We start from the raw sequence: 13,934 nt of genomic DNA, 5'->3' as shown, positions 1-13,934 counted from the left end.
TATCGCCGGTCACCGGCCTTGCTACCGCAGGCGGTGCTCGCGGAGCACGTCGGCCGGCACCGCCTCGCGCGCGAGCTCGCAGAGCCGCGCGTGGTGCGTGAAGAACAGCACCTGTGTCGTCCCCGCGAGCTCGCCGAGCACCGCGAGGGCAGCCCGGGCGCGGTCGTCGTCGAAGTGGATCAGGATGTCATCCAGGATGAGCGGCATCGGCTCGCCCGTGCGGGCATGGTGCTCGAGGCTCGCGAGGCGCAGCGCGAGGTAGAGCTGGTCGCGCGTGCCGTCGCTCAGGCCCGTCACGTCCACCTCGCGCTGCACCGGCGCTTTCGCGGGCTCTGCCGCTGCGTCCGCTGGCGCCTTTGCGGGCTCCGCCGCTGCATCCACAGACGCCTTCGCGGGCTCTGCCGCTGCGTCCGCTGGCGCCTTTGCGGGCTCCGCCGCGCCGTCCGGCGCGGGCGCCCTCGCGGCCGCTGCCCCGCCGACCCCCGCGACGGACGCCGCCGCGCGGACGCAGCGGAGGATCGCCTGCTCGCTCTCGTCGTAGCCCACCCGGAGGCCGGCGAAGGCGCCCAGCGTCAGGCGGTGGAAGAGCGCGCTCGCGCGCGCCAGGATCGGGCCCTGGTTGCGCTCGCGGTAGCGCTCGATCTCACGCTCGAGCAGCACCGCGGCGAGGCGCGCCCGCACGTAACGGCGCACCTCGCCGCGCAGGTGCGAGAGGCAGATCTGCGCCTCCGCGGCGGCCTCCGCGGCGCCCACCGTCGCCCGGAGGTGCTCGCGCTCCTGCTCCAGGCTCCCGAGCGCCCTGTCGATCCGGCGCCGCTCGTCCTCGAGCGCCGCGAGGCGCTCCTCCGCCCGGTCGAGCTCGAGCGCGAGCGCGTCCCGCTCCACCCCCGCGGTCTCCTGCTCGAGCGCGGCGATGCCCGCGCCCTCGCCCGCCTCGAGGAGCTTGCCCTCGTTCTCGACGAGCTCGCGATCGAGCCGGCGGGCCTCGCGCGAGCGCTCCTCCGCCAGGGAGAGGGCGGCGACGTCGTCGGCGTCGTCGTCGCCGCGCGGGACGCCCGCCGCCTCGAAGAGCTTGGCGAGGCGCGCCTCGGCGGCCGCGCGGCGCGCCTCCTGCTGGTCCAGCTCGCGGCGCTTGTCGGCGAGGCTCCGCGCGATCTCGCCGCGCTCGCGGAGGTCGGCGCGCGCCTTGTGGTGGCGCTTGATCAGCTGATCGGCGGCCTGATCCGCCGGCAGCGGGGCGAGGTCCGGCGCGTGCCGGGACGCGAGCTCCGCGACGTCGGCCGCGAACGCCCGGGCGTCGCGCTCCATGCCGCGCACCCGGCGGCGCTCGTGGGCGGCGCTGTCCGCCTTGCGGAACAGCACGCCGAGCTCGTCGAGGATCGCCGTGGCCTCGTCCGCGGAGGCGTCGCCGGGCAGGCCGAGCGGCCGCACGCCCTCGGCCCACTCGGCACGCCACGCCTCGAGCGCGCGCGCGTGCTGCGACTGCTCGCGCTCGAGGTCCTCGATCTCGCGCTCGAGCTCCTTGCGCTCCCGCAGGAGCTCCTTGCGCTCCCGGGCCGCGCCCTCGATGGCCGCGAGCTCCTGCTCCGCGGCCTCGACGAGCGCCGGGAGGCGCGCGGGCGCGTCCTCCGGCGCTCCGGCCGCATCGCCGCGCGCGCCCACGTTCGCCGCATCACGGCGCGAGCCCACGCCGGCCGCGTCCCCGCGCGAGGCGCCCGGCGCGGCGCGGGCGCCCTGGATCGCCGCGTGGAGCTCGGCCGCGTGCGCCAGCATCCGGGCCCGCAGCGCCTCGGCCTCGGCCTCCGCGGCGCGCAGCCGATCGACCGTGGCGGTGAGGACCGCGTAGCGGCCGAGCCAGCCGCGCATCTCCTCGGGCGAGCGCGGGGCGACGCCCGCGGGCCGCCACAGCTCGATCCACGCGGCCTCGGCCTCCTCGGCCCGGCGCGCGAGCGCGGCGCGCTCCGTGGCGAGCTGCGCCTGGTCCGCCTGGGCCCGCGCCTCGTCCGCGAGCAGCCGCGCCAGGCGGGCGACCCGGTCGGCCTCGCGGCGCAGCCGATCCGCGAGGGCGTCGGCGGCGCGGACCAGGTCGGCGTAGTCGTCGGGCTTCCCCCGCGCGGCCGGCGGCTCGTCGCGCGCGGCGAGCGACGGTCTGCGCCGCGCTCCGGGCGAGGCGGGCGCGTCCGCGCCGATGTCGAAGAGCGTGGCGGTGTGGATCGTCGCCGCCGCGCGGGCGCCCGCCTTCGCCTGGAGGGCGCGCACCAGCGCCTTGAAGGCGGCGTCCCGGCGCTCGCGCGCCTCCGCGAGGTCGGCCTCCGTGGGGACGGCGCCGGCGCGCTGGAGCGCGTCGATCTCGCGGGCGCTCTCGCGGAGGCGCGCCTCGATCTCGGCGGCGCGCTCGCCGAGCCGCTCGCGCTCCCGGGCGAGCGCGCCCCACTGCGCGGCCGCCCGGTCGACCGTCTCCGGAAGCGGGACGGGCAGGGCGCTCGCCTCGGCCGCGGACAGCGGCCGGCCTTCGGGCGCATCGCCGGCGTCGAGGCGCGCCTGCCGCGCTGCCGCCTCGCCAACGTCGAGGCGCGCCTGCTTCGCGGCCGCCTCGCTGACGTCGAGGCGCGTCCGAAGGCCGGCCGCGCCGAGGCCGAGCCGATCGCGCTGCGCGTCGGCGTCGCGGGCGAGCTGCGCCGCCGCGGCGGCGGCCTCGCGGAGGCGGTGCTCGAGGTCGCCCTGCTTCTGCGCGCGAGAGAGCGCGCCGCGGAGCGGGGCGGGGTCCTCACCCGACGGCAGCTCGGCCAGCCTGCGCGCGCAGGCGTCGCGCCGCGCGCGGTGCGCCGAGAGCAGCCGCTCCACCTCGCGCGGCTTGGCCTCGGCGGCGCCGCGCTCGCGGGCGAGCTTCTTGATGCGCGCCTCGGTCGCGACATCGACGCGCATCGCCTCGAGCCGCTCGGGGTCGTCGCCGCCGGCGAGCAAGGCGTCCCGCCCGAGCCTGCGGAGGATCGCGCGCGTGTCCTCCTCGACGCCGTGGAGCTCCGCCCGGACGCGCGGCAGGTCGACGGCGGCCTTGCGGTGGCTCCCGAGCCGGGTCACGAGGCCGTCGATCGCGCCCGCGTCGAGGTCGGCGAGCGACGCGGGGACCTCCAGCGCGGCGTGGCGCGCCTCGAGCTCGGCGATGTCGGCGCGGAGCCGCGAGGCCTGGGCGCTCGCGTCGGCGGCGCGATCCTGGGCGTCCTCGCGGTCGCGCTGCGCGCTCTCGGGCAGCAGGACGACGTGGCCGAGGGCGGCGCGCCGGCCGAGGATCGCGCGCCGCGCCTCCAGCAGCGGGAGCACCCGGAGCGCGCGCCGGAGCCGCTTGTCGGTCGACCGGAGCGCGCGCAGCTCCGCGTCGACGCGCTCCTGCTCGGCCCGCTGCTCGTCGATCTCCTGCCGCTTGCGCGTCCAGTCCGCGGGCGGGTGAGCGGCGCTCCTGGCCCCGTTGCGGGCCGCCTCGAAGGCCTTGATGGCCTCGTTGAGGGGGCGGGTCCTCGCCTGGGGCGTGAAGATCTCGTCCGCCTCCTGGCGCAGCGTGGTGAGCAGCTGCTGCAGCCCCGGCCCGCCGAGCCCCGCGCCGAACAGGCTCTGACCGACGTCGCCCTTTCCCTGGAGCAGGGCCTCGGCGCCCTGGCGGAGCGTCTCGTGGGTGAGCCCGAAGGAGGTCCGGAAGAGCTCCTCCGTCACGCCGCCGAGCACCGGCGCGAGCGCGGCGTCGTCGAGGGGGTTGTCGTCCGGGTCGCGGAGCGTCTTCACGCGCCCCTTGCGGCGGACGAGCGCGAGCGCGGCGTCGCCCCTTCCCGCGAGCCGGCCGCCGACGCGGAGATCGGTGTTGTGGTGCAGGTGGGCGTCGGGCGTGATGTGCGGGATGCCGTAGAGCAGGCCGCGGATCGCCCGGAGCGCGGTGCTCTTTCCTGCCTCGTTGGGGCCGTAGACGACGTGGAGGCCCGGCGACGGCGAGGAGAAGTCGAGCCGGAGATCCGTGAAGGGGCCGAACGCGAGGAGGTGGAGCTCTAGGATCTTCACGAGATCGCTTGCCGGGCGCAGGGGACGGTGCCCTCCCCTGAACGGATAGCAAGTGCGGAACCTCCGGGCGTTGTCAAGCCGCACCGCCCGGCGCCGGGGCGCGTTGCGCGGCGCCCGTCCGCCCGATGAGAGGGCGCCAGGCCGTGTCGTGCTGAAGTGGCAGGCGGGCGGGCGGAAGGCGCCGAGCGTCCGCTCCGCTCGGCGGCGCTGCGTCGCCGGCTCAGCGGGGATGCGTCGCCGGCGTGTGGAGGAAGGCGCTCCACGAGCCGCGCCGCGGCGCCTTGCCGAGCAGGACCTCGGCGAGCGCCTCGCTGATCGGGAGCCCGGGGGTCCGCTCCAGCCAGAAGAACTCGCCGGACGGGTTGACCTCGAGGAAGACGTGCCGGCCGTCCGGCGTGCGGAGGATGTCGAGCGCGCCGTAGTTGAGGCCGAGCTGATCCATCAGCCGGAGCACGCCCGTCTCGATGTCGGGCGGGAGCGTGTCCTTGCGCCAGGCGTCGATGAGCTCGATCCCCTGCCGGCGCCAGTCGACCTCGGCGCCGGGCGCCGCCTGCGAGTCGACCGAGGCCGTGAAGACGCGCTCGCCAACGACCGTGACCCGCAGCTCGCGCGCCTTCGGGATGTTCTCCTGGAAGGTCATCGGGCAGAGCGAGAGCCCCCGCATGTCCGCGAGGTCCTTGGCCTCGAGGGCGTTCGTGAAGACCACCTGCTCCTCGCCGTCGCGGTAGACGGCGAACGACGAGAGCATCTTGGCGATCACCCCGCCGGGGCAGGTCGCGGCGAAGGCCCGCGCCGCGTCGGCATCGTTGGTCGTGAGCGTGCGCGGCGTGTCGAGGCCGACCTCGCGCGCGATGTCGAGCTGCACCTGCTTGTTCGACGCGAAGCGCACCGCCGGCAAGGGGTCGACCTGCGGGACGCGGAACGCCGCGAGCATGCCCTCCGCGGTCTGCTTCGCCTCGTGGACCGACGCGGTCCGGAGCTGCGGATCCATCGACGAGGGCAGCCTGGCGCCGTAGGCGACCCGGCGGTACCAGACGGCGGTCACGTCGCCGAGGTCGAGCGCGCCGTCCCGGGTGGTCAGCGTCGAGCGGCCCGCCCCGGCCCCCGACGAGAGCGAGAGCCGCGCCCCCGCCGGGAAAGCGTCGGTGTCGAAGCGGAAGGCCCGGCCGCCCAGCCTGGCGATCGCGGCGGCGACGCGGTCGATGCACTCATTGTCTTCGCTGTGCGTGATGATGAGGACTGTCACCGGTTCTCCGTCGGAGCGAGCAGCGCCTCCGCCAGCGCGTCGGCGATCGGCAGGCCGAGATCCCGCTCCAGCATGCCCCACTCGCCGGCGGGGTTCACTTCGAGAAAGACGTGCTCTCCGCCCGGCGTCCGGATGAGGTCGACGGCCCCGAAGACCAGCCCGAGGGCGCGAAGGAGCGCGCCGAGCTGCGCTTCGACGTCGCGCGGGAGGGCGTCCGGCTCCCACCCGATGCCGACCTCGCTCACGTCCGGGTGGCGCCAGTCGACCGCGATCGACTCGTAGCGGGTCGCGTCGAGCGCGCCCGGGAAGCACCGGCCGTCGACGCAGGCGACGCGCAGCTCGCGCGCCTTCGGGATGCGCTCCTGGAAGACCATGGGGCTCTGGCGCAGCCCGGAGAGGGCGTCGAGGTCGGCCTCCGCGACGGCGTGCGTGAAGACGAAGGGCGCGCCGCCGGCGAGGCTCGTCGAGAAGGGCGTGAGCATCTTGGCGACCACGTTCCCCCCGAGGCGCGCGAAGAAAGCGCGGACCTCGGCCGGGTCGTTCGTCACCACCGTCTCGGGGATGCGCAGGCCGACCGACGCGGCCGCCGCGAGCTGGCGCAGCTTGTCCTGGGCGCGCTCCTCGGCTTCGGGCTCGTTGATCCAGCGCCGCGCGGGGAGCCCGCGCAGCCACCCGGTCAGCGCCGCCATCGACTCGCGCACGCAGGCGCCGCGGTACGCCTCGGGGATGCCCTCGCCGAGGTTCGGCGCCCAGAGGCGCCGGAGCCAGACAGCGGAGATCTCGTCTCCGTCGATCTCGGCCCCGGCGTCCTCCAGGCGGCGGCGCACGCCGCCCGGCCCGAGCGCCGTCGAGAGCGTGATGTCGCGAGGGAACCGGTCGACGTCCAGGCGGACGGGGCGAGCGCCGCGCCTCCGCAGCGCCTCCGCCACGCGCCCGATCCCGAAGTCGTCCCGTGAGTGCGAGACCAGGAGGACGCTCGCGCTCGCCGTCGTCACGTCAGGGGGCCTCTCTCGCACGGGCGCGGGCGGTCCATGCGATGCTCAGGCCTCGTCGCCGTCCGACGGGTACTTGAGCGTGGTGAAGATCGGGTCTTTCCCGCCTCCCCCGCCGTCCTCCTGGTCCGACGGGTACTTCAACGTCTGGTAGGGCGACCTGCCGGCCTTGACGCCGGTACGGACGCGCTTCTGATCCTCCAGGAAGCGAGCGAAGAACGGCACCGCCTCGGCGTCGTCCTTCTGCTCCTGCTGCTCGGGCTCACGGTTGTCGATATCGGCCATGGGATACCTCCAGATGGTTGCGTTGCCGCGGCGACGGAGCCGCCGAGGACAAGAGAGCTACCGTAGCGAGCAACCGGGCGGGGGTGCAAGAGCCCGAGGACGATTTCGGCGCTCTTCAGCACAATTGCAGCGGGCTCGACGTCGTGATTCCACGATCCCGTGATGCTGCGATTCCGCTGTTGCGGCGATCTTTCAATCACGGGCGCTCGATTGTGTTGAATCGTGTTGAGCTTGGTTACGCGTTGTCACGACGTCGTCACGACGTCGTTACGGAAGGTACGGAAGGTACGCGATGTTGCGGGCGATTTCGGTGGGTTCCGCTCGGCCGCTGGCGGTTACCCGCCGCGCGGCGTTCGCGGTTCACTTCAAGGCCAGCTCTTCGTCGCCGTCGGAGGGGTACTTCATGGTGACGTCCTCGTCCCGGTCCGAGGGGTACTTGAGGGTCTGGTAGATGCCGCCGGCTTTGACGCCGGTCCGGATTCGCTTCTGATCTTCCAGGTAGCGAGCGAAGAACGGCACCGTCTCCGTCTGCTCCTCCTGCTCCGTTTGCTCGTTCTGCTCGTGATCACGATCGATATCAGCCATGGGGGACCTCCAGATGGAATGACTGCTTTGCGGCGGAGCCGCGGAGGAGAGCATTCATTCAATCGGTCCGCGCTGCACGTGAAGTTTTGCCAGGCTCAACGCCTTTACCCGGGCGATGGGTGCGACTTCCTGCGCATCCTTCGCTCGTGTACCTTGTCGCGACCCTTCATGCCCGCCGGGTTCTCACGCTCGATCCACGTGATCGCGACCGACGGCCATCGCGGCTCGATCGCGGGCGCCGCGATCGGCGCGCTCCTGCTCGGGGGCTGGCTCGCGTGGTTCTTCCTCGCGCGCGTCGGGCAGTACGAGGCGAGCGTGAGCGCGCGCCTCGAGGTGGGGCAGGCGGCTCACCGCGTCGAGGCGCCCCTCGGTGGGAGGGTCGCCGCGGTCCGCCTCGACCTCCTCGGAGCGGAGGTCGCCGCGGGCGACGTCCTCGTCGAGCTCGACGTGGAGCCGCTCCGCCGCGACATCGACGACAAGCGGGCCCGGCTCTCGGCCATCGCGGGGCAGATGGGGCCGCTCCGGGCCGAGATCGCGGCGCGCTCGCAGGCGCTGCGCGACGGGGCGGAGGCGGCGCGCGCGCGCATCGACGAGGCGAAGGCGCGGCTCAAGGAGGCGGAGGCGGGCGCGCGCTTCCAGGAGATCGAGGCGGCGCGGGCCGTGCGCCTCCGGCAGGACGGGCTCGTGTCCGAGGCCGAGGCGGCGCGGCTCGCGGCCGAGGCGCTGTCGAGGCGCTCGGCGACCGAGGCGCTCGATCGCGCCGCCGCGCGGGCCGACGTCGAGCGGCGCACGGGGCAGAGCGAGCAGCAGGCCGAGCTCGCGCGGCTCGACCGCGAGGCGGCCTCGCTCGACGGGGAGCGGCTCGTGCTGGAGGCGACGATCGAGGGGCTGCTCGCCGAGATCGAGCGGCGCAAGATCCGCTCGCCGATCGCAGGGCGGGTCGGTGAGATCACGGTGCTGCGGGCCGGCTCCTTCGTGCGCGAAGGCGACGTCGTGGCCGCCGTCGTCCCGCCCGGCGAGCTCAGGGTGATCGCGGAGTTCCCGCCCTCGTCCGTCGGGCGGATCCGCGCGGGGCAGGCGGGGCGCCTGCGCCTCGACGCGTTCCCCTGGACCGAATACGGCACCCTGGCCACCACCGTCGAGCGCGTCGCCAGCGAGGCGCAGGAGGGCCGCATCCGCGTGGAGCTCGGCGTGCGCCCCGATCCCGCGTCGCCGATCCCCATGCAGCACGGGCTCCCTGGCAACGTCGTCATCGAGATGGAGCGCGTCTCGCCGGCGTCGCTCGTGCTGCGGGCAGCAGGGCAGATCGTGAGGGTCCGCGGCGGAGCGGACGGGTGAGCCAGGGGACGGCGGGCGCCGATCGACGTTCTTCGCCACGATCCGCCCCGGAGCGCGCAGCGAGCGCCGATCCCCGCCGTAGGCCGCCGAGCCCGAGGCGGAGGCTCCTCGCGCCGGAGGTCGTGCAGACCTCGGCGATGGATTGCGGGCCAGCCACGCTCAAGTGCGTTCTCGAGGGCTTCGGCGTCGGCGTGAGCTACGGGCGCCTGCGCGAGGCCTGCCAGACCGACGTCGACGGCACCTCCATCGACACCCTGGAGGACCTCGCGGAGCAGCTCGGGCTCGTGGCCCAGCAGATCCTCGTGCCGCCGGAGCACGTGCTCCTCGACGAGGCCCAGGCGCTGCCCGCCCTGGCGATCGTGCGGCAGTCGACCGGGCCGCTCCACATCGTCGTGATCTGGCGCCGGCACGGCGGCCTCGCGCAGATCATGGACCCGGGCACGGGGCGGCGCTGGGTCACGCGACGGCAGCTCGAAGCCGAGCTCTACCAGCACGAGCTGCCCCTGTCCGCGGCGGACTTCCGCGCGTGGGCCGCGAGCGACGGGTTCACGCGGCCGCTCGGGCGCCGGCTCGCGTGGCTCGGCGCAGGGAGGGGGTCGATCGAGGCGGCGCTGTCGGACCGGGACTGGCGAGCGATCGCCGCGCTCGACGCCGGCGCGCGCCTTGTCACGTCGCTCGTGCGCTCCGGCGGCCTCGGACGCGGACGCGAGGCCGCGCGGGTGCTGGGCGCGCTGCTCGATCGAGACGCCGGGGCCGCCCGGGAGGAGATGATCCCGCCCGGCTTCTGGACGGCGCGCCCGGGGCCGGCCGGCCTGCGCGGGGAGGAGCAGGTCCTCACGCGCGGCGCCGTGCTCGTGCGGATCCGCGGGCGGAGACCGCTCAGCCTCGCCCACGCGCCGGCAGGCCGCGACGGCGCGCCGGGGGCCGGCGCCCCCGAGCCTCCGGCAAATGCCGAGGCGGCCGCTCCCGGCGAGGTGGCAGCGCGCGGCGAGGCGCGCCTCCCGCCCGACCTCGCAGCCGCCCTCGCGGAGCGCGAGATCCCGCCTGGGCGCGCGCTCCTCCGGATGATCCGCGAGGATGGCCTGCTGACGCCCGCCGTGCTCGCCGGAGCGCTCCTGCTCAGCGTCGCGACGGTGGTGCTGGAGAGCCTCCTCTTCCGGGGCCTGCTCCAGATCTCGAACGATCTCGCGCTGTTCGAGCAGCGCCTCGCCGCCATCGTCGCCCTCGCGGCGTTCCTCGCGGTGGAGCTCGCCCTCGATCTCTCGCTGACCACGGGGATGATCCGGCTCGGGCGCCACCTCGAGGTCCGGCTGCGGATGGCGTTCCTCGCGAAGATCCCGCGCATCGGCGATCGCTACTTCCACAGCCGCCCGGCCTCGGACATGGCGCAGCGCGGCCACAGCTTGCACGTGCTCCGCGGCCTGCCCGCGTTCGGCGGCCAGATCGCGCGCTCGGCGCTCGACCTCGCGGTCACCACGGCCGCGATCGTCTGGATCGATCCCGCGAGCGCGCGCCTCGCCGTGCCGGGCGCGGCGCTCGCGCTCGCGCTGCCGTTCGCGGGGAACCGCGTCCTCGTCGAGCGAGACCTGCGCGTCCGCACCCACGCCGGCGCGCTCACGGGCTTCTACCTCGACGCGCTCCTCGGCCTCGTGCCGATCCGGGCGCACGCGGCGGAGCGGGCCGTGCGGCGCGAGCACGCGGGCCTGCTCGGGGAGTGGGCGCTCGCCGGTCGCGCGCTCCTCCGCGCAGCCCTCGCCGTCGACGGGGCGCAGGCGCTGATCGGCTTCGCGCTCGCCGCGTGGATCCTCGGCGATTTCCTCGCCCGCGGGGGCGCCCTCTCGCGGGCGCTCCTGCTCTTTTACTGGGCGCTCGCGCTGCCCGCGATCGGGCAGGCGCTCGCGAGCACGCTGCTCCAGTACCCGGGGCACCGCAACACGGCGCTGCGCTTGCTCGAGCCGCTCGGCGCGCCGGAGGAGCCGCGCGCCGGCGCCCCCTTGCGCGCGCCCGCCGCGGCGGCGCCGCTCGCGCAAGGGGGCGCCGGCGGCGCGGGCTGCGCGATCACCTTCGAGCGCGTGCGCATCCAGGCGGCAGGTCATGTGATCCTCGACGGGGTGGATCTGACGATCGCGGCGGGCAGCCACGTGGCGATCGTGGGGTCCTCGGGCGCGGGGAAGTCGAGCCTCGTCGGGGTCCTGCTCGGCTGGCACAGGGCGAGCGAGGGCAGGGTGCTCGTCGACGGCCGCCCCCTCGACGGCGAGCGGGTGCGCGCGCTGCGCGAGGAGACCGCGTGGGTCGACCCGGCGGTCCAGATCTGGAACCGATCGTTCCTCGACAACCTCCGCTACGGCGCGCCCGACGACGCGGCCGACTTCGGCGCCGTCGTCGAGGAGGCCGAGCTGCGCGAGGTGCTGGAGCGGCTGCCGGAGGGGCAGAAGACCCTGCTCGGCGAGGGCGGAGGGCTCGTCTCCGGCGGCGAGGGGCAGCGGCTGCGCCTGGGCCGGGCGATGCTGCGGAGCGAGGCGCGGCTCGCGATCCTCGACGAGCCGTTCCGCGGCCTCGATCGGGAGCGCCGCCGGGCGCTGCTCGCCCGGGCGCGGCGGCGCTTCCGCCGCGCGACGCTCCTGTGCGTCACGCACGACGTCGGCGAGACGCGATCGTTCGAGCGGGTGCTCGTCGTGGACGGCGGGCGCGTCGTCGAGGACGGGGCGCCGGCCGAGCTCGCGGCGCGCCCCGGCTCGCGCTACCGCGCGCTGCTCGAGGCCGAGGCGGCCGTGCAGCGAGGGCTCTGGTCGAGCGGCGGGTGGCGCCGGCTGAGGGTCGCGCGCGGGCGCATCGCCGAGGCGGCGGGGGAGGACGCCGGAGCGACGCGGGAGGGTGGCGGAGCGCCAGCGGAGGGCGGCGGAGCGCCAGCGGAGGGTCAGCGGAGGTGACCGCCGAGGCGCAACCTGGGTGGGAAGCCCGGCCGGACGGGGCGGAGGCGCAACCTGGGTGGGGGGCCAGGCCGCAACCCGGGTGGGGAGCGCGGCCGGACCAGGCGGTCGATCCGCTCGGCGCCCTCGAGTGGCCGGCGGAGCGCCTCGGCGACGCGCTCGAGGCGCTCGCGACGCAGAGCGGCCTCGGCCCGCGCGCGGCCGCGGCGCCCGTCCCGACCGCCGGGCACCTCCGCAGCGCGGACGCGCTCGGGGCGTGGATCGATCAGGCCGCGGCGTACCTCGGCGTCGAGGCGGAGCCGATCGCGGCGCGCTACGACGAGATCGGCGAGGCGCTCCTCCGCGTCGCGCCCGCGCTCGTGTGGCTGCGCGACGGCGAGACGCCCCGCTTCCTCGCCGTCGTGGGGCGCAGGGGGCGCGACCTCGCGGCGCTCCGCGCCGACCGCTCCACGGCGCGCGTCCCTGTCGAGGCGATCGCCGGCCGCATCTGCCGCCCGATCGAGGCGCAGGTGCTCCCGGAGATCGAGCGCGTCCTCGCGCGCGCAGCCGTCCAGCCGCGGCGGCGCGGGCGCGCGCGGCGGGCCCTGCTCGACGAGCGCCTCGGGCCCGTGATCGTCGACGGCATCTGGAGCCTGCGCCTGCCGCCGGGCGCGCCGCTCGGGCGGCAGGCCCTGGCCGCGCGGATCCCGCGCCGCCTCCTCGGCCTGCTCGCGGCCCACGCGGCGGCCTACACGCTCTGGATCCTGGTGTGGATGACCGTGGGGCGCAGCATCCTCGACGACCACCTCGACGAGGGGTGGCTCGTCGCCGGCGCGCTGCTGCTCGCGACGGTCGTGCCGCTGCGCCAGCTCATGGCGTGGCTGTCCGGCCTCGTCGCGATCGACTCGAGCGCGCTGGTCAAGCAGCGCCTGCTCTCGGGCGCGCTCGCGCTCGACGCCGAGGAGGTGCGCGGCGAGGGCGCGGGCCGCTTCCTCGGCCGCGTGATCGAGTCCGAGGCGATCGAGGGGCTCGCGATGGGCGGCGGCGTCGCGGCGGTCGCTTCGGCGTTCGAGCTCGCGGCGGCGGCGGCCGTGCTCGCCCAGGGCGCGGCGGGCCCGATCCACGCGCTGCTGCTCGCCGCCTGGGCGGTCCTGGTCCTCGCGCTCTGCGTGCGGTTCTACCGGCGGCGCGCGCGCTGGACCGCCGCGCGGCTCGCGATGACGCACGACCTCGTCGAGCGCCTGGTCGGCCACCGGACCCGCCTCGCCCAGGAGCGCCACGGCCGCTGGCACCACGGCGAGGACGAGGCGCTCGCCCAGTACCTGCTGCGGTCGCGCGACATCGACAGGAGCCAGATCGAGATCGGCGCGCTGATGCCGCGCGGCTGGCTCATCGCGGGCATCGCCGGCCTCCTGCCGCCGTTCCTCGCGGGCACCGGCTCCGCCGGGGCGTATGCGGTGGCGCTGGGGGGCGTCCTGCTCGCGAGCCGCGCGCTCCAGGGCCTGTCGGGTGGCCTGTCGAGCCTCGCCAGCGCGGCGATCGCGTGGGAGCAGGTCTCCACGCTGTTCCAGGCGGCCGCCCGCGGCGGGCCGCCGCCGCCTCCGCTGCCCCCCGACGCGGGGCGATCGCCGGCCCTCGCGCGCGGGGAGGCGGAGGAGCGCGCCGGCGGCCCGGCCGGCGCGGCGGACGCCGAGGCCCGCGCGGCGGTCCTCGAGGCGCACGAGCTGTCGTTCCGGCACAAGGGACGGGCGCGCCCCGCGGTCATCGACGTGTCGGTGCGGATCGCTGCGGGCGACCGCATCCTGCTCGAGGGGCCCTCGGGCGGCGGGAAGTCGACGCTGAGCGCGCTGCTCTCGGGGCTGCGCGCGCCCGACGCGGGGCTGCTGCTGCTGAACGGGCTCGACCGCCACATGCTGGGCGCCGCCGCGTGGCGGCGCCGCGTGGCGGCGGCGCCGCAGTTCCACGAGAACCACGTCCTCGCCGGGACGTTCGCGTACAACCTGCTGATGGGCAGGCGCTGGCCGCCGAGGCCCGACGACCTCGCGGAGGCCGAGGAAATCTGCCACGAGCTCGGCCTCGGCGAGCTGCTCGGCCGGATGCCGGGAGGGCTGGAGCAGGTGGTGGGCGAGACGGGCTGGCAGCTCTCGCACGGCGAGCGGAGCCGGCTCTACATCGCGCGCGCGCTGCTGCAGGGCGCCGAGGTCGTCGTGCTCGACGAGAGCTTCGCGGCGCTCGACCCGGAGACGCTGGAGCGCGCGCTGCGCTGCGTGCTCCGGCGCGCGCGCACCCTCGTGGTCATCGCCCACCCGTAGCCGCGGAGAGCGCGCTTCATCGCCTTCCATCGGACGGTCGTCAAGCCCACTCCATGGCCTCTCCCCATCTCGACGGGTCGACTCCTGTCTCGCTCTATCTCTTTCGTGTTCACGACACACGCCCTGGGCAAGGAGGAAGCCCAAGCGGCGCGCGAGCTTCAGGGCGAGCTCACGTCGCGCAATTTCGCCACACAGGCAGCGCTGACCTCGATGTCGGTTT

Annotated in this window: 8 protein-coding genes; 3 read left to right on the top strand and 5 right to left on the bottom strand. The window is 75.9% G+C overall.

Features of this window, described 5'->3' with window-relative positions:
• Positions 1-21 precede the first annotated feature (21 nt).
• The 5 genes from WMF14_RS38740 to WMF14_RS38720 form a co-directional block, all read right to left on the bottom strand.
• Positions 22-4,047 (bottom strand): AAA family ATPase, encoded by a 4,026-nt coding sequence (locus tag WMF14_RS38740; protein WP_437794699.1) that lies wholly within the window; start codon positions 4,045-4,047, stop codon positions 22-24.
• 220 nt (positions 4,048-4,267) lie between these two features.
• Complete coding sequence (locus tag WMF14_RS38735) at positions 4,268-5,293, bottom strand: MvdD family ATP-grasp ribosomal peptide maturase (protein WP_437794696.1); 1,026 nt, start codon at positions 5,291-5,293, stop codon at positions 4,268-4,270.
• Entirely contained in the window at positions 5,290-6,288 is a 999-nt protein-coding gene (locus WMF14_RS38730) for an MvdC family ATP-grasp ribosomal peptide maturase (RefSeq protein WP_437794694.1), read from the bottom strand. The genes WMF14_RS38735 and WMF14_RS38730 overlap by 4 nt, the downstream gene beginning before the upstream one ends.
• A gap of 45 nt (positions 6,289-6,333) precedes the next feature.
• Positions 6,334-6,570, bottom strand: coding sequence for a microviridin/marinostatin family tricyclic proteinase inhibitor (locus WMF14_RS38725; RefSeq protein ID WP_437325022.1), 237 nt, complete (start codon positions 6,568-6,570; stop codon positions 6,334-6,336).
• A gap of 360 nt (positions 6,571-6,930) precedes the next feature.
• Positions 6,931-7,155 (bottom strand): microviridin/marinostatin family tricyclic proteinase inhibitor, encoded by a 225-nt coding sequence (locus tag WMF14_RS38720; protein ID WP_272103914.1) that lies wholly within the window; start codon positions 7,153-7,155, stop codon positions 6,931-6,933.
• Positions 7,156-7,323: 168 nt separating this feature from the next.
• Between WMF14_RS38720 and WMF14_RS38715 the strand changes: the two genes are divergently transcribed.
• The 3 genes from WMF14_RS38715 to WMF14_RS38705 all read left to right on the top strand — a co-directional run bounded on the left by WMF14_RS38715 (position 7,324) and on the right by WMF14_RS38705 (position 13,714).
• A complete protein-coding gene (locus tag WMF14_RS38715) occupies positions 7,324-8,493 on the top strand; it encodes an HlyD family secretion protein (RefSeq protein ID WP_437794691.1) in 1,170 nt (389 codons plus the stop codon).
• Between the two features lie 137 nt (positions 8,494-8,630).
• Complete coding sequence (locus WMF14_RS38710; protein WP_437794689.1) at positions 8,631-11,423, top strand: ATP-binding cassette domain-containing protein; 2,793 nt, start codon at positions 8,631-8,633, stop codon at positions 11,421-11,423.
• The gene (locus WMF14_RS38705) at positions 11,420-13,714 is read left to right on the top strand and encodes an ATP-binding cassette domain-containing protein (protein WP_437794686.1); all 2,295 of its coding nucleotides are present in this window, start codon (positions 11,420-11,422) and stop codon (positions 13,712-13,714) included. The genes WMF14_RS38710 and WMF14_RS38705 overlap by 4 nt, the downstream gene beginning before the upstream one ends.
• Positions 13,715-13,934 lie beyond the last annotated feature (220 nt).

It is taken from the genome of Sorangium sp. So ce693, assembly GCF_051521375.1.
Lineage (GTDB): Bacteria > Myxococcota_A > Polyangia > Polyangiales > Polyangiaceae > Sorangium > Sorangium atrum.
This window is presented reverse-complemented; position numbering and strand designations above follow the sequence as displayed.